Consider the following 19,271-nt stretch of genomic DNA (forward strand, 5'->3'; position numbering starts at 1 on the left):
CGCAGAACTTACTTCGAGGACCTTGCGCAAAAAAGTGCTCTGACCCCGAATTTGTCGACGTCGTCAGCCTTCGATGCGCCGGCGGAACACCCAGGATTTGTCCGTCGAGACGGCCTCGTCGTACGCATACCCGTCCACGTCGAAGTCCTTCAGGCGCTCGACGTCCGTGATGCCCTGCTCGGCCGCATGGCGCGCCATCATCCCGCGCGCCCGCTTGGCGAAGAACGAGATGATCTTGTACTTGCCGTTCTTCCAGTCTTCGAACACGGGCGTGATCACGGGCACGTCCAGCAGCTTCGGCTTGACGGACTTGAAGTATTCTTCGGACGCGAGGTTCACGAGGACCGGCGCGCCCGCTTCCTTCAGGTCCGCGTTCAGCGCGGCCGTCACCCGCTCGCCCCAGAAGGCATACAAATCCTTGCCGCGCGGGTTCGCGAGGCGCGTACCCATCTCCAGGCGGTACGGATGCATGGCGTCCAGCGGTCGCAGCACGCCGTACAGGCCCGACAGGATGCGCACGCGGTCGCGCACATAGCCGAGCGCCTGCTTGCCGAGCGTGCGCGCAGCCAGGCCCGTATAGACGTCGCCGTCGAACGACATGATGGCCTGGCGCGCGTCGGCGTGGTCCGGGTGCCAGTCGGCGTAACGGGTCACGTTCAGCACCGACAACTGGTCCGAGATATCCATCAGCGCGCCGATCTCGGCCGGCGATTTCGGCTTGAGAACGCGGATCAATTCGGCGGCATCGTCGATGAAGCGGGGCGTCGTGCGCTCCTGCGTGGTGGGTGGCGATTCGAGGTCGAGGGACTTGGCGGGCGAGAGAACGATCAGCATTTAGTTATAAAACACGTACAGCGGGTAAAATTGCTGACATGATACCTGCTTCAGCGAAACCCATCGTCATCGACACCAACGTCTGCCTCGACCTGTTCGTTTTCCGCGACCCGCGCTGGGCGCCCCTGCTCGCCGCGCTGGAGTCCGGTAAGGTGCGCGCCGTCACGCGCGCCGACTGCCGCGACGAATACCGGATCGTGCTGCATTATTCTCACCTGCCGCTCGACGACGATACCCGTCCGCATGCGGAGGCCGCCTTCGACGCCCTGATCGAGGTCGTGGCGCCGACGTCGCGCGCGCTGCGCCTGCCCGTCTGCACGGACCGCGACGACCAGAAATTCCTCGAGATCGCGCGCGATGCCGATGCCGCCGTCCTCGTCACGAAGGACAAGGCGTTGTTGAAACTGGCCCGCCGCGCCGCGCGCGAGAACCTCTTCCGCATCATGACGCCCGACGCCTGGGTCAAGACCGAGGCCCCGGCAGCCCCATCCAACCCGTACGCACCATGACCACACCCGTCCTGCAATCGCGCCTGCCGGCCGTCGGCACCACCGTGTTCACCCTGATGTCCGCGCTCGCGGCCGAGCACGGCGCCGTCAACCTGGGCCAGGGCTTCCCCGACTTCGACTGCGATCCGCGCCTGCTGGACGCCGTCGACGCCGCCATGCGCGCGGGCCACAACCAGTACGCGCCGATGACCGGCCTGCCCGTGCTGCGCGAGGCGATCGCCGCCAAGCTGGCCGCGCTGTACGGCCACGCCTACGATGCCGCCACCGAGATCACGGTCACGGCCGGCGCCACGCAAGGCATCATCACCGCGATCCTGTGCGCCGTGCATCCGGGCGACGAGGTGATCGTCATCGAGCCCTGCTACGACAGCTACCAGCCATCGATCACCCTGGCCGGCGGCGTGCCGGTGCCCGTCGCGATGCGCGTGGACGCCGGCGGCTACAGCGTGCCATGGGATGCCGTCGCGGCGGCCGTCACGCCCAGGACGCGGATGATCGTCGTGAACACGCCGCACAACCCGACCGGCACGATCCTGCGCCGGGCCGACCTCGATGCGCTGGCCGCCGTTGTCGACGGAACCGATATCCTGATCCTGTCGGACGAGGTGTACGAGCATATGGTCTACGACGGCCAGCCGCATGCGTCGGTGAGCCGCCATCCCGTGCTGGCGGCGCGCGCGTTCGTCGTCTCGAGCTTCGGCAAGACCTATCATGTGACGGGCTGGAAGGTGGGCTACGTGGCCGCGCCGGCGCCGTTGATGGCGGAATTCCGCAAGGTCCACCAGTACAACGTCTTCAGCGTGAACACGCCGATGCAGGCCGGCCTGGCCGCCTTCATGCGCGACCCGGCGCCGTGGCGCGACCTGCCCGCGTTCTACCAGCGCAAGCGCGACCTGTTCCGCGCGGGGCTGGCGAACACGCGGTTTACCCTGCTGCCGGCGGACGGCACGTATTTCCAGTGCGTGCGCTACGACGGGATTTCGGACCTGAGCGAATCGGAATTCGCGCAGTGGCTCACGCGCGAGATCAAGGTGGCCGCGATTCCCGTGTCGGCCTTTTACAGCAAGCCGACGGAATCCGGCATCGTGCGGTTCTGCTTCGCGAAAAAGGACGAGACGCTGAACGGCGCCCTGGAGCGGTTGGCGACAGTGTGACGCGGGCTCAGTGCGAGAGCTGCTGGATGCGGCGCTCCACGAACCCCTGCAATTCCTGCGACAACCCGCCGCCGGCACGCGCCCGCTGGAACGCGTCGAGCGCCTCGCCGTTGCGCTTCTCGGCCTGCAGCGAGATGCCGAGGCCCATCCACCACACGCCGTTCGACGGCACCGCGCGCACGGCCTGGTGATACTGCTCGGCCGCCTCGCGGTGACGCTGCTGGCGTGCCAGCGCGGCCGCCAGGAAGGCGTGGTAGTCGGCGTCGTTGCCCGCGTACGGCAAGGTACGCATCAGGGTGTCGATGCCGTTGCCCCCGCGCTCGATCTGCAGGCGCGCGAGCAGCATCGCCATCGCGGGCTGGCGCGGGTCCAGCGTGAGGCCCAGCTGCAGCTGGCGCATCGCCTCGTCGTTGCGGTTCGCCTCGATCAGCAGGCCGACCAGAGTCTGGCGCGCCGCCTCGTGCGCCGGTTCGTATTTCAGCGCCTGCTCCAGCGCCGCGACGGTCTCGATCATGCGGCCTTCCTGCAGGCTCGCCAGCGCGCGCCGGTATTCGCCTTCCGCGCGTTGGGCGCCCGTCTCCTGGCGGCCCTGGACGCCGCGCTTGCCCTTCGGCGCCGCGTCGTCGTGCGCGGCCGCGCGCGCGGCGGCCACCATCGCGGCGGACGTCGTCTTCGGGGACTTGCCCCGTGCGGCCAGCGCCTGCGCCATGGCGCGCCGCGCCGCGCGCGCTTCCGCGCTGTCCGGTTCCATCGGCGCCACGTCCTGCGCGCGCACGGACGCCGCCTTCTCCGCCTTCTCCGCCTTGCGCGCCGCGGCTTTCTCTTGCGCGAGGCGCTTGTGTTCCGCGCGCCGCTCCGCCCGCGTCATGTGCTGCGTCGGCGGCGCGTCTGCGGTCTTTTCCAAGGCGGGCGGCGGGGCCGCCGGCGCGGCGGGCGCCTGCACGGCCACCACCGGAGAAGCCTGCACGGGGCCCGTGACCACCGGCGCCACCCGGACGGCAGCGGCGGGCGCCGGCGCAGCCGGTGCCGGCGCGCGGTGCGGTCGGGTCAAGACCAGCCAGCAGACTGCACTGGCGGCGAGCGAGCCGCCGACGGCGGCCGCGATCGCGCGCCGGTTCAGCCGGTACGGCTCGCGCGCGACCGGCTTCACCTGGCCCGGCAGTTCGCCGTCCTTGGGCGTGCCGCGCGCGTCCAGGTCTTGCAGCATCTTGTTAATCAGGCTCATACCGGCTCCCCGTCAATGGCTCAACGCCCAGGCCAGGCCCGCGCCGGCGGCGGCCAGCGCGGCGGCGGATGCGGCCCAGGGCCACACACGGCGCCTGCTCGTCGCGAGCGTGTCGCGCGCGGCCAGGTTCACGTGCGCGCGCACGACCTGCTGGCGTCCCTGGCCGTAGCACAGCATCATGGCCTTGTGCGCGAGGATGTTGACGAGGCGCGGCACCCCGCCGCTGGCGGCGTACAGGCGGGCCACCGCAGCGCGCGAGAACAGGCGCGCCCCATCATACCCGGCCACGCGCAGGCGGTGCGCCACATAGTAATCGAGGTCGTCGCGGCTCAAGGGACCGAGATGATAGTGGAACGTGATGCGCTGGGCGAGCTGGCGGATCGATTGCAGCTCCAGCTTGCGGTTCAGCTCCGGCTGGCCGAACAGGACGATCTGCAGCAGCTTGCGCTTTTCCGTCTCCAGGTTCGTCAGCAGGCGCAGCGCCTCCAGCGTCTCGACGGGCATCGCCTGCGCCTCGTCGAGACACAGCAGCACGCGCTTGTCCTCGCCCGCCAGCTGCAGCAGCCGGTGCGTGATCGCTTTCAGGACCTGGTGCTGATCAGCGTCCTTGTCGTAGCCGACTTCCAGCTCATCCGCGAGCGCCAGCATCAGGGTGCGCGGTTCGAGGTACGGGTTCGGGATGTACGCGGTGACGAATTCCGGACCCAGTGTCGCCATGAACTTGCGGCACAACAGGGTCTTGCCGGTGCCGACTTCGCCCGTGATCTTGATGAAGCCCTCGCCGCCGCGCGCCGCGACGAGCAGCGTGTTCAGGGCTTCCTGCGAATGCGGGGCGCCGAAGAAGAAGCTGGTGTCCGGCGTGATCCCGAACGGCAGTTCGCGCAGGCCGAAGTGGGCCGTGTACATTCAGCGGCTCCCCCGGGTGCGCGGGTCGAGCTGCTCGATGCGGCGGCCCGTGTCGAGCAGGTCGTCGTTCCAGTTGTTGATGCCCTCGACGATGGTCGGCTTGATCAGCACGACCAGTTCGCGCTTCTGGTTCACGCGCTTCTTCGCGCCGAACAGCGCCGACAGCACGGGCACCTTGCCTGTTCCTGGCAGCTGCGAATCGTCCGCCGTCGACGACTGGCGCATCAAGCCGCCGATGGCGACGACCTGGCCGTTCTGTCCGCGCACGATGCTGTCCAGTTCCGACGTCGCCGATGCCGCGAGCGGCAGGTTCAGGCTGCCGGCCGTGCCCAGGTTGACGGACTTGTTGATCGTCGAGACCTGGCTCACGGACGGGTGCACGTGCAGCAGGATGTTGCCCTTCTCGTCGATCTGCGGCGTGACGTCGAGGACCACGCCGGAGAAGAACGGCTGCAGGGTGACGCTCGGCGACACGGTGTTGCCGGTCGTCGTGGAGTTCGTGGTCGTCTGCACGCCGGTGACGTAGAACTCGTCGGTACCGATCTTCAGCACGGCCTTCTGGTTGTTGACGGCCGCCACGCGGGGGCTCGACAGCACGTGCACGGTGCCCTGCGTTTCGAGGAACGAGATCAGCGCCGCGAAGTTCGCCGTCTGCACGGCCAGGCCGAACATCGAACCGGCCGCCCCCGCCGCATTCGACAGCGAGAAGCCGCTGCTGGCCGACAGGCCGGTGCTCGGATCCGTGATCACGGCCGGCTGGCCGCCGCCGAACGGCAGCGGCGTGAGCGTGGCGCCCGGCGCGATCATGCCGCCCGAGACGCGGTTGTCGTGGCCGCTCTTGATCGACGCGAACGATGCCCAGTTGACGCCGCTCTGGTAGCTGTCGTTCAGCTCCACTTCGAGGATCTTCGCTTCCAGGATCACCTGGCGGTCGACGGCGAGCTGGGTGGCTTTCAGGTAGGCGTCGACGTTGCGCAGCTCGTCCGGCATCGCGCGGATCACGAGCACGCCCGACTGCGGGCTGACGACGACGCTGCGGCCGCCCTCCTTCGATCCCACGATGGCCTCGATGGCCAGTTTCAGGTCGCCCCAGAAATCGTTGGCGGACGTCGTGGCGACGTCCGTGCTGTCCATCTGCCCGCCGTTCTGGCCGTTCGGGTTGTTGCCGTTGTTGTTCTGGTTGTTGCCGTTGTTGCCGTTCTGGTTCTGGCCCTGGTTGTTGCCGTTGTTGCCGTAGCCGTTGCCGTTCTGGTTGTTGACCGCGTTCGCGACCGACGTCGACGTCACGCGCGTGCTCGACATGCCTGAGCGCTTGCCGACCAGGTAGTTCACGTGGAACATCTTGGTCTGCATCGTCAGCGGCTTGATCGAGATGCGCGTGCCGTCGATCCTGTAGTCGTAGCCGTACATCTCGCGGATCGCGTCGAGCGTCTCCGGCAGGGTCACGTCCTTCAGGTTCGCCGTGATGGTGCCGGCGACGTCCGGATGCACGAGGATGTTGTAGCGCGTGCCCGCGACGATCGAGCGGAAGAACTGCTGCGCCGGCACGTTGTTGAAGGAGACGTTGAAACGCTCTTCCAGCGCGGGCCGCGCCTTCGGCAGTTGCGTCGCCAGCGCGGCGGCCGGCGGCAGCAGCGCGTCGGCGACGGCCGCGTCGACCGTCGGCGCGGCGGCCGGGCGCTTGTTCGCGCCGCTCGCCACCTCGCCCTTGATGTTGTCGTAGGTGGCCGAACTGGGCGTCGTCTGGCAGCCGGACAGTGCCAGCAGCGCCGCGGCGGCCGCCGCCATGGAACGCATCGGGATACGCTTGTCGTTCATCCTCATCCTCTGTCAGCGCCGCACGGTGACCGTGGCGGCGTGGTCGCCCTGGATGGCGCCTTCGGCTTCGGCGTACAGGCGCAGCACCTGGCGTTCGCCGCCGCGCGCCAGTTCCACCTCGTTCTCGCGGATGCGCACGACCTTCGCGCCGCGGAAGCTCTCGCCCTGGCGCACCGTCTCGCCGTCGATGACGGCCACGTGGCGCCCGCCCGCCGCGCGCCCGATCAGGATCGATTGCAGCTGCGGGCCGCTGTTCACGGCCTGCGGACCCAGCGCGACCGGCGTCGCCGCCGCGGGCGGTTTCGTCGGATCCTGCAACGGCTGCGCGTGGGCGCCGCCCGCCAGCAGCAGCGCCAGGAATGCGGCGCGCAGGGCCGGCTTCATCGTCGTCGGAATCACAGCTTCATCCATTTCGGGTCCAGGCTCAGGGTGTACAGCGTCAGGGTCAGGCGCACGTTCGGATACGCTTCCGCATCCAGCTGCGCCTTGCCCCAGAACAGCTGGGTGGGCAGCGTCTCCAGCGCCTGCATGTAGTCGACCATGTCGAGATAGCTGCCACGCACCGTCAGTTCGACGCCGTGGCGGTACAGCAGGTCGGGCGATTTCACGACGGGCGGCGGCGGTGCGGCCGGCACCGGTGCCGGTGCCGCCGCTGCCGCTGCCGGAGCCGCGCCGTCGGTCAGCGTCGACGCGGGCAGCGTCTTCAGCGACACGAGCTTCAGGCGCCCGTTCGCGCGCAGGATCGCTTCCAGCAGCGGCGCGATGCGTTCCGGCGGCACGAGGCCCTTCTGCATCGTGCGCAGCTCGTCGCTCGTGCGCGCCGTCTCGGCCCGCAATTCGCCCAGGTGCTTGCGCAGCGCCTCGTTCGGATCGTTGCCGTAGGCGCGCGCCTTGCCTTCGATGTCGGCCGCGATGCCGCCGATGGTGATGGTCTGCTGTTGCAGGGTCGAGCGCAGCGCGGCTTCCTTGCGCGACATCGGCCCGAACACGAAGGTATTCGCGAAGAACACGAGCACGACGACGGCGGCGCCGAATGCCATGATGCGTTCGCGCGGCTGCAGCGCTTCCACGCGCGCCGTGAACTGGAGCCAGCGGCGCTTCATGGCTGGCCTCCGGTGGCCGGCGCCGGTGCCGCACCGGCGGCGGCCGACTGCAGGCTGAATTCGACGTACGGTGCCGGTGCATCGGACTCCTTGCCGTCGGCGCCGAGCACCTTGACGGTGGACGCCTGGCCGATCTGCATGCTGCCCACCGGCTTGCCCTGCAGGACGCGTTCATTGCGCAGGCGCGCGAGGTAGCCCGGCACGAGGGCCGGATCGAGCGCGCGCCCGCGCACGCCGATCTCCGTGCCGGCGCCCGTGATGGTCACGCCCGTCAGCCACAGGCCGTCGACGCTTTGCCGCGCCAGCGCGCGAAAGTATTCCGCATAGCCTTCGGTATTGCCCAGGTCACCGCGCTGGATGACGTCGGCCACGCGCCGCAAGGCATCGTGCTCGGCCTGGGCCGCGGCCACCTCCGCTTCGAGGCGGCCGTCCTTCGTGCGCGGTGCGAATTCGGCGGTGGCGGCTTCCAGTCGTTTCTGCGCGGCCTGCACCTCCGCCTCGCCGCGCGCGACCCTCGCTTCCAGCTGCGCGATGCGCACTTTGGCGTACACGCCCGTGCCGACGACGAGCAGCACCAGCACGCCGAGCGCGCCGGCCATCGCGTTGACGGAGAAGATCTTCTTCTGCGGCTGGAACGCGGGATTGAACAGGTTGATCTGCTGGCTCATGCCGCGCCCTCCTCGACACGCAGCGCGGCGCCGATGGGCACGAAGAAGCGCTGCTGGCGGCCCGGATCGGCCAGGTCCGGCACGCGATCGAGGTCGAGCACGTCGGCCAGGTCGAGCGTCTCGACCCGCGTGTACAGGTTGCTCGACAGGTAGTCTTCGAGGCCCGTGGCGCCGGTCGGCGCGAGCACGAGCTTGGCCACGCTGATGAACGAGAACTGGCGCTCGAAGTTGTCGAGCGAGCGCTGCAGCTCCAGCGTGATCTTGTCGAAGGCCTGGTGCTTGCGGTCGTGGTCGTCGTCGAGCAGCAGGGCCAGCGTGACGTCGATGCGGCGCGACAGATACAGCTCGCCGCGCCACGACACGGTCAACAGGCCGCCGTCCTCGCCGAACGACAGCAGCGCGATGCCGCGGCCGTCCTGCTCCAGCAGCGCGGACACGTTACGCTGGGCCATCTCGGGGATGTCGATCGCGCGCAATTTCACCTTGGCCGCGTTGAACATCTTCTGGCGCGCGGACACGATGCTGTTGCGCGCCGCGATCGCGAACACGCTCTGCTGCGGGCGCACGACGGCGTTCGGGTCGAGCGGGACGTCGAGGACGTCGAAGGTGGCGTCGTCGATGGGGAAATCGAGGATGTCCTTGAGGCGCCAGCGCATGGCGCTTTTCAGTTCCTCGCGCGGGACGTTCGGCGATTCGACCGACATGAACTGGTAATCGCCCCCGGCCAGCACGGTCGTGCAGCGGTAGCTCGCGCTGTGCATCTCCTTCGCGGCCCTGTCGAGGCTGTCCGCGGACGGGGCGCCGGGAAAGAAGACGGCATGCGTCACGGCCGGCTTCGCGCCATCGTCCGCGCCACGGCGCACGCTGGCCGCCGCGATCCCGTCGCGCTGCGGCACCATGGCCAGCCAGGCTGCATTGTTCTGTGCTTTACTGAAAAAACCCATGCGTGGCGATGGTTATCCGTGACTTGGTCGAGATAAGTGCGATAGAGGCTTGATTATATTCAAGCGGTAGGAAATTCCGATACCAAATTTTTACTCTGGGAGAATATATTTGGTTTTCCGTGTGGAACTACTAATGGGGTGTGGTCAATACGCAGCATTCGGCCCGTAAACGACAATCGGGACCGCGCGTTGCGGTCCCGATCGGTGCAGCGTAAAAACGCTTAGTTGCAGTTTGCCGCCGTGCCGTTCACTTTGATCGACGGTGCGCCGCCCGCCGTCGTTGCCTCGGTGTACTGGACGTAGCAGTTCGCCTCATTGGTCGTGCCCGCAAGACTCTGCGGTACGAGCTTGATCGACGCACCCGAAGCATTCGTACCCGTCGTAGCGGCCGTCGCGATGACCTTATAGTCGACGCCGTCCTTCATGCCGGCGGCCTCCGCGAGATTGCTGTCCGCCACCGGATAGCCGGTCGTGGTGTTGATGTTCATCGTCACGCCTTCGACCGTGAGTTGCTTGGTCGTGGTCACGTTCGGATCGACCATGAACTTGCCATGCGCCATAGCCGCGGTCGCGCTGAGTGCACCTTTCGCAGCATTCAGGCTGGCCACGCGGGCATCGCTACCCAGGTTGGCAAACTTCGGCAATGCCGTCGCAGCCAGGATGCCCAGAATAACGATCACGACGATCAATTCGATCAAGGTGAAGCCGCCCTGCGCATTGTTCTTGATACTTACTTTCATGCTCTCTCCGATTTAGGTGCGGCGTTCCCGGCCGCGTGGGTTTTGATTAACGACCGCCTTGCACACCGATTTCATTCAATGCAAGGCTCATCATTTGTTTCCCTGCGTCAGCAGGTGTATGAGTGAATTCTACCTTGAACCTGGGCAATTCCGATTTGCCTGAAGCAAATCTTTCTCGTTCCGAGGTGAGATAGACAAGGGTTTTGTCGCGTGGGTCAAACACCCACCCGTTTCGTGCCACGCTACCCTGCTCGGATAGTGCGAATTCGCCAAGATAATCGGCCGGCGGCCGTGCCAGCAGGCGCATCGGATTCTGCCCGGCGAGCGCCGCGAGCGTACCGGGATGGCGGGCCACCTCGACCTGCAGCGCCGTGCGCAGCGCGGCCACGGTCTGGCGCGCCGCCGCGTCCTCGGCCGCGCGGCGGTAGCCGTCCAGGCGGTGCAGCAGCACGGTCGACAGCGCCGCCGTGATGGCGGCGACGATCGCGAATTCGTACAGGGTGAACCCGCGGGCTGTCTTCACACGAATCATGGATGCCTCGTCAATGATGCAGGGCTGCCTTGCCCAGGTCCCAGATCGGCAGGAAGATGCCGAGCGCCAGCACGAGCACCATCGCACCGAGGAAGGTGATCAGGATCGGCTCGATCTGGCTGGACAGCGTCTTGAGCTCGTAATCGACCTCGCGCTCGTACATCTGCGCGATCTCGTCCATCAGGTCGTCGAGCGAGCCGGATTCCTCGCCCACGGCGATCATCTGCAGCACGATCGGCGTGAACACCTGGGCGTTGGTCGCCGTGCGCAGGATGCTTTCGCCCCGCTCGACGCCGTCGCGCATCTGGTCCAGGCGCATGGTCAGGTAGGCATTGTCGGCCGTCTGCGCGACGACGGACAGGGCTTGCACGATCGGCACGCCGCTGCGGATCGACAGCGCGAAGCTGCGCGCGAAGCGGGCCATCGTGGCCTTGTGGATGATCTTGCCGGCGATGGGGAAGCGCAGCTTCCAGCGGTCCCACGCCAGGCGTCCGGACACGGTCCGCGTCCACGCCCGCACACCGAAGAAGGCCGCCAGGGCGGCGCCAAGCATGACGGGCCAGTACTCGACGGTGAAGCGCGACGTCGTGATCAGGATGCGTGTCATCAGCGGCAGCTCGGCGTGGAAGCTCTGGAAGACCTTTTCGAACTGTGGGATCACGAACACGTTCACGACGACCATCGCCGCGATCATCGCGATGATGACGAACGTGGGATAGCGCATCGCCGTCTTCACGCGGTCGCGCATGTCGCGGTCGAATTCCAGGTGGTCGAACAGGCGCAGGAAGACTTCTTCCAGGCGGCCCGTCATCTCGCCCACGCGCACCATCGACAGGTAGAACGGCGTGAAGCATTCCGTATGACGGCGCATCGCGGTCGACAGCTCGCGGCCCGCGTCCAGCGATTCGCGCAGGTCCTGGATCACGCGCGCGAAGCTTTTATTGGTCGCCGATTCCTGCAACCCGGCGAGGCCGCGCATGATCGGCACGCCCGACTTCAGCAGCGTGTAGATCTGGCGGCTGAACAGCTGCACGTCGATCGACGTGACCTTCTTGCGCGTCAGGCGCTCCCACAGGCTGTCGTTCGCGCCCGCGGCGTTGCCCGGCGTCGTCGCCTTGCGGGTGGTCGGGGTGATGTCGAGCGGCGTGACGCCCGTGCCGAACAACTGGTCGGCGATGGCGCTGCTGTCGGCGCCTTCCAGCACCCCCTGCATCAATTCGCCGCGCGCGTTGCGGCCCTTGTAGGCAAAGAACGGCATAAGCGCTTATCAGTCTTCCATCTGGTTGCTGATCCGCATGGCTTCCGCCACCGTCGTGCGGCCCTGGATCGCGAGGCGCACACCACTGCGGCGCAGCGTCTCGCCGCGCATCTCGGCATGCGCCACCTTCAGGAAGTGCGACGGGTCCGGGTGGTTGGCGGCTTCGTTGACGGCGCGCGTCATCTCCAGCAGTTCGTACACGCCCGTGCGGCCGCGGTAGCCCGTGCCATTGCAGTGCGAGCAGCCGCGCCCGTGGAAGAACGGCACCGTTTCGGCGCGGTCGCCCAGTTCGGCGCGCAGCCAGGCGCGTTCCGGCGCCGGCAGCTGGTACGGCTCGGAGCAGCTTTCGCAGATCACGCGCACCAGACGCTGCGCCAGCACGGCCTGCAGCGAGCCGCTCACCATGTAGCGCGGCACGCCCATGTCCATCAGGCGCAGCGGCGTCGATGCCGCATCGTTCGTGTGCAAGGTCGACAACACCAGGTGGCCCGTCATGGCGGCACGCAGGCCGATCTGCGCCGTCTCCTGGTCGCGCATCTCGCCGACGAGCACGATGTCCGGGTCCTGGCGCAGCGCGGAACGCAGCACGCGCGCGAAATTCAGCTCGATCTTGTCGTTGACCTGCACCTGGTTGATGCCGGACAGCCGGTATTCGATCGGGTCCTCGACCGTGATGAGCTTTTTCTCGACGGAGTTCAGCTCGGCCAGGGCGCTGTACAGCGTGGTCGTCTTGCCGGAACCCGTCGGCCCCGTCACGAGCACGAGGCCGTTCGGCCGCTGGACGATGGCGCGGAAGCGTTCCACCAGCGCGGCCGGCATGCCGATCGCATCCAGGCGCAAGTTCATGCCCACCTGGCTCAGCAGACGCATGACGACGGATTCGCCGTACTGCGTGGGCATCGTCGAGATACGGACGTCGATGCGCTGGCCGCGCACCTTGACGGCGAAGCGGCCGTCCTGCGGCAGGCGTTTTTCCGAGATGTCCAGGTCCGCCATCAGCTTCAGGCGCAGCGCCAGCGGTGTCGCGATCTTGATGTCGGCTTCCGTCTGCAGGTGCAGCACGCCGTCGATGCGGAAGCGGATCTGCAGGCGGCCGTCCTGGGGCTCGATGTGGATGTCGGACGCGCGCACCTGGGCCGCGTCGTCGAACACCGACTGCAGCAGTTTCACCACCGGCGCTTCTTCGAGGCCGGAGTTGGCGGACAGCGCGTTGAAGTCGACGGAGGTCGTGTCGCCCAGGTCCTGTTCGAGCTCGCGCGCCAGGCCCGTGATCTCGCCCGTGCGGCGGTAGATGCGGTCGATGGCCTGCAGCACTTCCGTCTCGTTGACGACGGCCAGCTCGACGCCCTTCTTGAGCAGGCGCGCGATCTCGTCGTAGGCAAACAGGTCGGTCGGGTCGGAGACGCCGACGAGCATCGTCTCGCCGCGGTCTTCCAGCACGAGCGCGCGGAAGCGGCGCGCCTGCGTTTCCGGCAGCAGGCGCACGACGTCCTGGTTGATGTTGTAGAACTTGAGGTTGAGGTAAGGGATGCCAAGCTGGCGCGCCAGTGCGCCCGAGATCTGCTCTTCCGTGACGAAACCGCTCTCGACGAACACGCGGCCGAGCTTGCGGCCCGTGCGCTTCTGGTCGGCAAGCGCCTGGTTCAGCTGGTCTTCCGACAACAGCTTTTGTTGCACCAGGATTTCGCCAAGTCGGACTTTTTCGGGCCGGGCCATACCACCTCTTCGATCAATGTAGGACTAGTCCTTCATTGTATTCCAGAGGAACGAAAAATTAACATGGAGAATGACTTTACGTAAGGCAAAACGTATCGTCCGCGCGACTCCATGTCACTCCTGCATGCCATGCAAGAAACAAATGTTGCCAAGATTCGGGGTCAGGTCCACTTTTTCCTCGACGCGCGGCGTTAAATCTCCGATAAAACAGACACTTGCGGGTGCGGCACCTGCCGAAAATGTGCTCTGACCCCGAATTTAAGAAACAAATGTTGCCAAGATTCGGGGTCAGGTCCACTTTCGCCCCGACGCGCGGCGTTAAATCTTCGATAAAACAGACACTTGCGGCTGCGGCACCTGCCCAAAATGTGCTCTGACCCCGAATTTACATGAGGTGGCTGCTGGGCTACCATGCTCGCAAGGCGCCTGGGCTGCGCATTATCCGCGGAGCTTGCTGTGCAGCTGTTACAACGTCGTTCTCTCCCTTCCATACGCGCCAAGCTCGTGACGCTCGTGCTGGCGTGCGCCTTGCCGATCCTGATCGGCTACATCGTGTTCGCCAGGGATGCCGACCAGCGCGAACGGGTCCACGTTGCCGAGGATGCGGAGATGATCGCGCGCGCACTGGCCGCGGCCGTCGACCGCGACCTGGCCAACGGCGAAACGGCGGCGCGCACCCTGGCCAACCAGGCGAATCTCGCCAGGGGCGACCTGGCCGCGTTCTACACGGCGACGCGCCGGCTGCTGCGCCCCGAATTCCCCGCCTATGCGGTCGCGGTCAGCGCGCCGGACGGCAAAGTCCTCCTCGACACGCGGCACGCTCTCGGCAGCACGCTCCCGCCCCGCGGCAACGAGGCCGACATCCGCGCCGTCTTCGCCAACGGCGACGCCGTCACGTCCGGCCTGCACCGGGGCGACGCCACGCAGCCCTGGGTGATCTCGATCAGCGTGCCGGTCTGGCGCGAGGGCAAGGTCGCGTATGCGGTGACGGTCGAACTGCGCCCGCGCCGCTTCCAGGAACTGCTCGCGAACCAGAACCTGCCGGCGCGCTGGAGCGCGATCGTGTTCGACAACAACCGCAGGCTGGTCGCCTACCGCGGCCACACGCCGCACGGGATCGGCGACAGGATGCATCCGGAGCTGATCAAGGCGGTGGCCCGCGGCCCGGTCGGCATCGTCGAGCTGACGGCGCACGGTCCGCAGGCCATGTACTCCGCCTATGCGCGCACGCTGGGCCACGACTGGGCCGTGGCGATCGGCTTTCCGCGCCACGCCGCGCGCGAGATCCTCGGGCCCGATCCCGCCACGACGCTCGCGTGGATCGCCGTCATGCTCGCCGTCAGCCTGGGCCTGGCCTGGCGCATCGGCGATTCGATCGCGCGCTCGGTGCGCGCCCTGACCGAGCCGGCAGCGGCCCTCGGCCGTGGCGAGGCGCTCGTGATCCCGCCGCTGGCGATCCGCGAGGCGGCGACCGTCGCCCGCGCGCTCGGCAAGGTCGAAGGCGAATTGCAACAATACCGCGCCGGCCTCGAGTCGCTCGTGGCCGAGCGCACCGACGAACTGCAGCGTTCCTCCGCCATGCTGGCGACCGTGTACGCGACGGCGCCGGTAGGCCTCGCGTTCCTCGACCGCAGCCTGAAGGTCGTGATGATCAACGACTACCTCGCGGCCGTGAACGCGCTTCCCGCCAGCGCCCACATCGGCCACACCCTGCCCGACCTGCTGGGCGAACGGGGCATCCACATCGAACGGCCCTACCGCCAGGTGCTGACGACGGGGCGACCGCTGATCGATGTCGAGGACAGCGGAGAATCGCCCGCGGAGCCGGGCATCATGCGCCACTGGATCTGCAGCTACTACCCGGTGTACGGGCGGGATCGGGACCTGGTCGGCATCAACGCCGTCGTCCTCGACATCACGGAGCGCAAGCGCCAGGAACAGCGCAACCGCGACAACGAGGTGATGTTCCGCGCGCTGTTCGAAGGCTCGGGCGACGCCCACGTGCTGATCGCCTACGGGGCCGGCTTCATCAGCGCCAACCAGGCGGCGATCGACCTGTTCGGCTGCGCGGGTGCGGACGAATTCCTCGCGATGGCGCCGGCCAGCAGCTCGCCCGACTTCCAGCCGAACGGCCGCCGCTCGGACGAGCTGTGGCACGAGGCGATGCGGCGCACGCTCGACACCGGCGGCAACCGCTTCGAGTGGATCTACCGCCGCCGCGACGGCTCGCTGTTCCACGCCGACGTGCTGCTGAACAGCGTCGACATCGGCGGCCGCGGCATCGTGCAGGGCACCATCCGCGACATCACCGCGCGCGTGGAAACGGCCGCCGCGCTGCGCGCCGCCAGCCGCCGGCTGGAAGAGAGCGAGCGCATGATCCGCACCGTGACGGACCACCTGCCCGCGCTGGTCGGCTACTGGGACGCGGACATGCGCTGCCGTTTCGCCAACAAGCCTTATCTCGACTGGCTGGAACGCGACGCCGCCGACGTGATCGGGCACACGCTGGTCGAACTCATCGACGAAGACCAGATCCGCGAAGTGATGCCGCACCTGGAGGCCGTGCTGCGCGGCGAGCGCCAGTTCTTCGAGCGCAGGCTGCACCGCAAGGGCTCCGGCAAGGTGATCCAGGCATGGGGCAGCTACATCCCCGACTTCGACGCCGACGGGCGCGTGCAAGGCTTCTACATGCTGCACGCGGACATCACGGAGCTGAAACGCACCCAGTCGCGCCTGGAGGAAGCGTTGCACGCGGCCGAAGCGGCCAGCAGCGCCAAGGGCGAGTTCCTTGCCAACATGAGCCACGAGATCCGCACGCCGATGAACGCCATCATCGGCCTCGCGCGCCTGCTCGAGGAGGCCGACCTGGGCCGGCGCGAGCGGGGCTACGTCGCGCGCATGCAGATGGCCGCGCGATCGCTGCTGTCGATGCTGAACGACGTGCTCGATTATTCGAAGGTGGAAGCGGGCCAGCTCGTGCTCGAACAGACGCCGTTCGCACTCGACGACGTCCTCGCCAGCATCGCCGCGATGTCCGCCACGAGCGCGTGGAACAAGGGCATCGAACCCGTGTTCGCGGTCCACCCGGACGTGCCGGCGCGCCTCGTGGGCGACCCGATGCGCCTCGGCCAGGTGCTGCTCAACCTCGTCAGCAATGCGATCAAGTTCACGGAACGTGGAGAAGTCGTGCTCACCATCGAACCCGCCGGTCCGGACGCGCTGGCGTTCACCGTGCGCGACACCGGCATCGGCATCCCGCCCGAGCAGCAGCAGCGCATGTTCGAGGCCTTCTCGCAGGCCGACACGTCCACGAGCCGCAAGTACGGCGGCACGGGCCTGGGCCTCGCCATCAGCCGCCGCCTCGTGCGACTGATGGGCGGCGACCTGCGCGTGGACAGCGTGCCCGAGCGGGGCGCCACGTTCCGCTTCACGGCGCCGTTCCGCGTCGCCGGCGATGCCGCGCCCGCACAACCAGAAACGGCGCCGCTGCGCGTCCTCGTCGCCGACGACAACGCGAGCAGCCGCGCCGCGCTGGCCGCCCTGCTCGCGGGCCGCGGCTGGCACGTCGAGACGGCCGCCAGCGGCGCGGACACGCTCGCGTTGCTGCGCAGTGCCGGGCCGTTCGACGTCGCGTTCGTCGACAGCGTGCTGGGCGACCTGGACGGCGCGTCCGTGATCGCCTTCGCGCGCGCCGACCAGGCGATTTCCCTGCCCCGCTGCGCGCTGCTCGCGGCCGACCCGGAGCGGGAGCGCCTCGACGCCGTGGCGGCCGACCTGCGCATCGACGCCGTGCTCGCGAAACCGTTCACGCCGGGCGCGGTGGCCGACGCGCTGGCGGAACTGCACAGCGGCGCGCCCGCGCCGGCGAGCGGACGCCCGACGCCGCTGGGCGGGCGCCTGGCCGGCATGCGCGTGCTCGTCGTCGAGGACAACCTGCTCAACCAGGAAGTGGCGAACTACGTGCTCGTGCACGCGGGCGCCAGCGTCGATTTCGCCGCCAACGGCCGCAGCGCCGTCAGCATGCTCGCCGAACATTCGGCCAACTGCAGCGCGCACTACGACGCGGTGTTGATGGACTTGCAGATGCCCGTGATGGACGGCTTCGAGGCGACCCACGCGATCCGCGCCATGGGGCTCGACCGGCTGCCGATCATCGCGATGACGGCCAACGCGCTGGACGAGGACCGCCGCCGCGCGCTGGCCGCGGGCATGAACGATTACCTCGCCAAGCCGATCGACGTGGACGAACTGGTGAACATGCTGGTCCGCGTCACGGGCCGGCCGGCGGCGTCCCCGTCCGAAGCGGCGCAGACGGCGCTCGCCGCCGGGCTGGCCGTGCCGGCTTACCTGCCCGGCATCGACCTCAAGGCGACGCTGCCCCGCTTCGGCGGCAATTTCGCCAGCTTCGCCGCGTTGTTCAGGCGCTTCGAGAGCTCGCAGGGCGGCGCCGTGGCCGACATCCGCGCCCTGCTCGACGCCGGCGACCGCGCCGGGGCGGGCCAGGCCGCGCACCGCCTGCGCGGCGTGGCGGCCAACCTGGGCGCGACGGACGTGGCGAGCCAGGCGCTGGAGCTGGAACAGGCGCTGCGCAGCGAGGACGAGGCGGCGCTCGCGCTGCGCCTCGCCCGTCTCGACGCCGCGCTGTCCATCGTGCTGGAAGCGGCACGCGACCTCCCCGCGCCGGAGGCCAAGCCCGCGCCGGCGGCGGCGCCGGAAGATAGCGCTATCCTGCAGCGCGAGTTGGCGCAGCTCCTCGATTTGCTCCACAATAACAACATGAAAGCGATCGCGCAGTTCGAGACGCTGCGCCCCGCCCTCGCCCGCCTCGAACCATGCCAGGTGGCCCCGCTGGCGGATGCCGTGGCGACCCTGCGCTTCGAAGAGGCGGCGCAACTGGTGCGGACGCTACTGGATACGAAGGAGGATGCATGAGCTGGACCGACATGGCCGTCAACGGCCGCGTCCTGGTGGTCGACGATGCGATGGAAAATATCCAGATTCTGCACGGCGCCCTGCAGGACGAGCACGAGGTGTTGTTCGCGATGGACGGTCCACGCGCGCTCGAGATCGCCCGTACCCAGCAGCCCGACCTGATCCTGCTCGACGCCGTCATGCCCGGCATGGACGGGTATGCCGTCTGCAAGGAATTGCTGGCGGCGCCCGAGACGAGCGACATCCCCGTGATCTTCGTGACGGCGCTGAAGTCGCCCGAGGACGAGACGCGCGCCCTGGGCGCCGGCGCGGCCGACTTCATCAGCAAGCCGGTGAACGCCGCCGTCGTACGCGCCCGCGTGCGCACGCAGCTGACCGTCAAGCGCCAGCGCGACGCGCTGCGCGCGCTGATCCTCACGGACGCCCTGACCGGCGTCGCGAACCGCCGCGCCTTCGACGAGCGCCTCGACGCCGAATGGCGCCGCTGCGGCCGCGCGGGTCTGCCGGTGGCGCTGATCCTCGTCGACATCGACCACTTCAAACTGTACAACGACCACTACGGCCACCAGGCCGGCGACGCGACGCTCGTGCAGTTCGCGACCGCGATGCGGCGCGCCGCCGCGCGCACGCAGGACCTCGTGGCGCGCTACGGCGGCGAGGAATTCGCGATCCTGCTGCCGCAGCTGGACGGCCGTGGCGCCACCGGCGTGGCGCACCGCCTGATGACGGAGCTGGAGCAGATGGCGATCCCGCATGCCGCGTCGCCCACGGCCTCCCGCCTGACTGCCAGCATGGGCATCGCCTGCATGGTGCCGGGCGAACACAGCATCCCGGCCGACCTGATCCAGGTGGCCGACGCCCTGCTGTACCAGGCCAAGGCCGAGGGCCGCAACCGCTACAAGCTGGGCGGCGCCGACTGCGCCGCCTAGCCT

General features: G+C 68.1%; 16 protein-coding genes. 4 read left to right on the forward strand and 12 right to left on the reverse strand.

The features are described from left to right. Positions 1–63 precede the first annotated feature (63 nt). On the reverse strand, positions 64–834 hold the full coding sequence (gene yaaA, locus ACEN9H_RS16430; protein WP_413671266.1) for a peroxide stress protein YaaA: 771 nt from the start codon (positions 832–834) through the stop codon (positions 64–66). Positions 835–872: 38 nt separating this feature from the next. On the opposite strand from yaaA, the gene ACEN9H_RS16435 reads away from it, so the two are divergent. After that, positions 873–1,343, forward strand: a complete 471-nt coding sequence (locus ACEN9H_RS16435; RefSeq protein ID WP_413671267.1) for a putative toxin-antitoxin system toxin component, PIN family — start codon at positions 873–875, stop codon at positions 1,341–1,343. Further along, positions 1,340–2,497, forward strand: a complete 1,158-nt coding sequence (locus ACEN9H_RS16440; RefSeq protein ID WP_413671268.1) for a pyridoxal phosphate-dependent aminotransferase — start codon at positions 1,340–1,342, stop codon at positions 2,495–2,497. The genes ACEN9H_RS16435 and ACEN9H_RS16440 overlap by 4 nt, the downstream gene beginning before the upstream one ends. A gap of 7 nt (positions 2,498–2,504) precedes the next feature. Here ACEN9H_RS16440 and ACEN9H_RS16445 read toward each other — a convergent pair whose 3' ends face one another. The 11 genes from ACEN9H_RS16445 to ACEN9H_RS16495 all read right to left on the reverse strand — a co-directional run bounded on the left by ACEN9H_RS16445 (position 2,505) and on the right by ACEN9H_RS16495 (position 13,407). Further along, positions 2,505–3,722 carry a tetratricopeptide repeat protein gene (locus ACEN9H_RS16445; RefSeq protein ID WP_413671269.1) on the reverse strand — a complete coding sequence of 406 codons (1,218 nt, stop codon included), beginning with the start codon at positions 3,720–3,722 and terminating at the stop codon, positions 2,505–2,507. A gap of 12 nt (positions 3,723–3,734) precedes the next feature. Then, positions 3,735–4,628 carry an ExeA family protein gene (locus ACEN9H_RS16450; protein WP_413671270.1) on the reverse strand — a complete coding sequence of 298 codons (894 nt, stop codon included), beginning with the start codon at positions 4,626–4,628 and terminating at the stop codon, positions 3,735–3,737. Then, a complete protein-coding gene (gene mshL / locus ACEN9H_RS16455) occupies positions 4,629–6,446 on the reverse strand; it encodes a pilus (MSHA type) biogenesis protein MshL (RefSeq protein ID WP_413671271.1) in 1,818 nt (605 codons plus the stop codon). It lies immediately after the preceding gene. Between the two features lie 12 nt (positions 6,447–6,458). Then, positions 6,459–6,857, reverse strand: a complete 399-nt coding sequence (locus tag ACEN9H_RS16460; RefSeq protein ID WP_413671272.1) for a hypothetical protein — start codon at positions 6,855–6,857, stop codon at positions 6,459–6,461. Continuing rightward, positions 6,842–7,549 (reverse strand): hypothetical protein, encoded by a 708-nt coding sequence (locus ACEN9H_RS16465; protein WP_413671273.1) that lies wholly within the window; start codon positions 7,547–7,549, stop codon positions 6,842–6,844. Before ACEN9H_RS16465 ends, ACEN9H_RS16460 begins: the two co-directional genes overlap by 16 nt. After that, positions 7,546–8,217, reverse strand: a complete 672-nt coding sequence (locus tag ACEN9H_RS16470; RefSeq protein WP_413671274.1) for a PilN domain-containing protein — start codon at positions 8,215–8,217, stop codon at positions 7,546–7,548. Before ACEN9H_RS16470 ends, ACEN9H_RS16465 begins: the two co-directional genes overlap by 4 nt. Then, complete coding sequence (locus ACEN9H_RS16475; RefSeq protein WP_413671275.1) at positions 8,214–9,161, reverse strand: agglutinin biogenesis protein MshI; 948 nt, start codon at positions 9,159–9,161, stop codon at positions 8,214–8,216. Before ACEN9H_RS16475 ends, ACEN9H_RS16470 begins: the two co-directional genes overlap by 4 nt. 221 nt (positions 9,162–9,382) lie before the next feature. Then, complete coding sequence (locus ACEN9H_RS16480) at positions 9,383–9,901, reverse strand: type II secretion system protein (RefSeq protein ID WP_056131647.1); 519 nt, start codon at positions 9,899–9,901, stop codon at positions 9,383–9,385. 46 nt (positions 9,902–9,947) lie between these two features. After that, positions 9,948–10,433, reverse strand: a complete 486-nt coding sequence (locus ACEN9H_RS16485) for a hypothetical protein (protein WP_413671276.1) — start codon at positions 10,431–10,433, stop codon at positions 9,948–9,950. Positions 10,434–10,443: 10 nt separating this feature from the next. Beyond that, positions 10,444–11,691, reverse strand: coding sequence for a type II secretion system F family protein (locus ACEN9H_RS16490; RefSeq protein WP_056131643.1), 1,248 nt, complete (start codon positions 11,689–11,691; stop codon positions 10,444–10,446). Positions 11,692–11,700: 9 nt separating this feature from the next. After that, positions 11,701–13,407 carry a GspE/PulE family protein gene (locus ACEN9H_RS16495; RefSeq protein WP_160409818.1) on the reverse strand — a complete coding sequence of 569 codons (1,707 nt, stop codon included), beginning with the start codon at positions 13,405–13,407 and terminating at the stop codon, positions 11,701–11,703. A gap of 456 nt (positions 13,408–13,863) precedes the next feature. Here ACEN9H_RS16495 and ACEN9H_RS16500 point away from each other — a divergent pair, with 456 nt between their 5' ends. Next, positions 13,864–18,339 carry a PAS domain-containing protein gene (locus ACEN9H_RS16500; RefSeq protein ID WP_413671277.1) on the forward strand — a complete coding sequence of 1,492 codons (4,476 nt, stop codon included), beginning with the start codon at positions 13,864–13,866 and terminating at the stop codon, positions 18,337–18,339. Then, the gene (locus ACEN9H_RS16505; protein ID WP_056131635.1) at positions 18,336–19,268 is read left to right on the forward strand and encodes a diguanylate cyclase domain-containing protein; all 933 of its coding nucleotides are present in this window, start codon (positions 18,336–18,338) and stop codon (positions 19,266–19,268) included. Before ACEN9H_RS16500 ends, ACEN9H_RS16505 begins: the two co-directional genes overlap by 4 nt. Positions 19,269–19,271: the final 3 nt, after the last annotated feature.

The organism is Massilia cellulosiltytica (genome assembly GCF_047325105.1).
In the GTDB taxonomy this organism is placed as follows: domain Bacteria; phylum Pseudomonadota; class Gammaproteobacteria; order Burkholderiales; family Burkholderiaceae_D; genus Telluria; species Telluria orientalis.

What these genes read in the sequence shown, in the direction of transcription:
- yaaA (WP_413671266.1), bottom strand. Translation starts at nt 834, where the DNA reads ATGCTGATCGTTCTCTCGCCCGCCAAGTCCCTCGACCTCGAATCGCCA.
- ACEN9H_RS16435 (WP_413671267.1), top strand. Translation starts at nt 873, where the DNA reads ATGATACCTGCTTCAGCGAAACCCATCGTCATCGACACCAACGTCTGC.
- ACEN9H_RS16440 (WP_413671268.1), top strand. Translation starts at nt 1,340, where the DNA reads ATGACCACACCCGTCCTGCAATCGCGCCTGCCGGCCGTCGGCACCACC.
- ACEN9H_RS16445 (WP_413671269.1), bottom strand. Translation starts at nt 3,722, where the DNA reads ATGAGCCTGATTAACAAGATGCTGCAAGACCTGGACGCGCGCGGCACG.
- ACEN9H_RS16450 (WP_413671270.1), bottom strand. Translation starts at nt 4,628, where the DNA reads ATGTACACGGCCCACTTCGGCCTGCGCGAACTGCCGTTCGGGATCACG.
- mshL (WP_413671271.1), bottom strand. Translation starts at nt 6,446, where the DNA reads ATGAACGACAAGCGTATCCCGATGCGTTCCATGGCGGCGGCCGCCGCG.
- ACEN9H_RS16460 (WP_413671272.1), bottom strand. Translation starts at nt 6,857, where the DNA reads ATGGATGAAGCTGTGATTCCGACGACGATGAAGCCGGCCCTGCGCGCC.
- ACEN9H_RS16465 (WP_413671273.1), bottom strand. Translation starts at nt 7,549, where the DNA reads ATGAAGCGCCGCTGGCTCCAGTTCACGGCGCGCGTGGAAGCGCTGCAG.
- ACEN9H_RS16470 (WP_413671274.1), bottom strand. Translation starts at nt 8,217, where the DNA reads ATGAGCCAGCAGATCAACCTGTTCAATCCCGCGTTCCAGCCGCAGAAG.
- ACEN9H_RS16475 (WP_413671275.1), bottom strand. Translation starts at nt 9,161, where the DNA reads ATGGGTTTTTTCAGTAAAGCACAGAACAATGCAGCCTGGCTGGCCATG.
- ACEN9H_RS16480 (WP_056131647.1), bottom strand. Translation starts at nt 9,901, where the DNA reads ATGAAAGTAAGTATCAAGAACAATGCGCAGGGCGGCTTCACCTTGATC.
- ACEN9H_RS16485 (WP_413671276.1), bottom strand. Translation starts at nt 10,433, where the DNA reads ATGATTCGTGTGAAGACAGCCCGCGGGTTCACCCTGTACGAATTCGCG.
- ACEN9H_RS16490 (WP_056131643.1), bottom strand. Translation starts at nt 11,691, where the DNA reads ATGCCGTTCTTTGCCTACAAGGGCCGCAACGCGCGCGGCGAATTGATG.
- ACEN9H_RS16495 (WP_160409818.1), bottom strand. Translation starts at nt 13,407, where the DNA reads ATGGCCCGGCCCGAAAAAGTCCGACTTGGCGAAATCCTGGTGCAACAA.
- ACEN9H_RS16505 (WP_056131635.1), top strand. Translation starts at nt 18,336, where the DNA reads ATGAGCTGGACCGACATGGCCGTCAACGGCCGCGTCCTGGTGGTCGAC.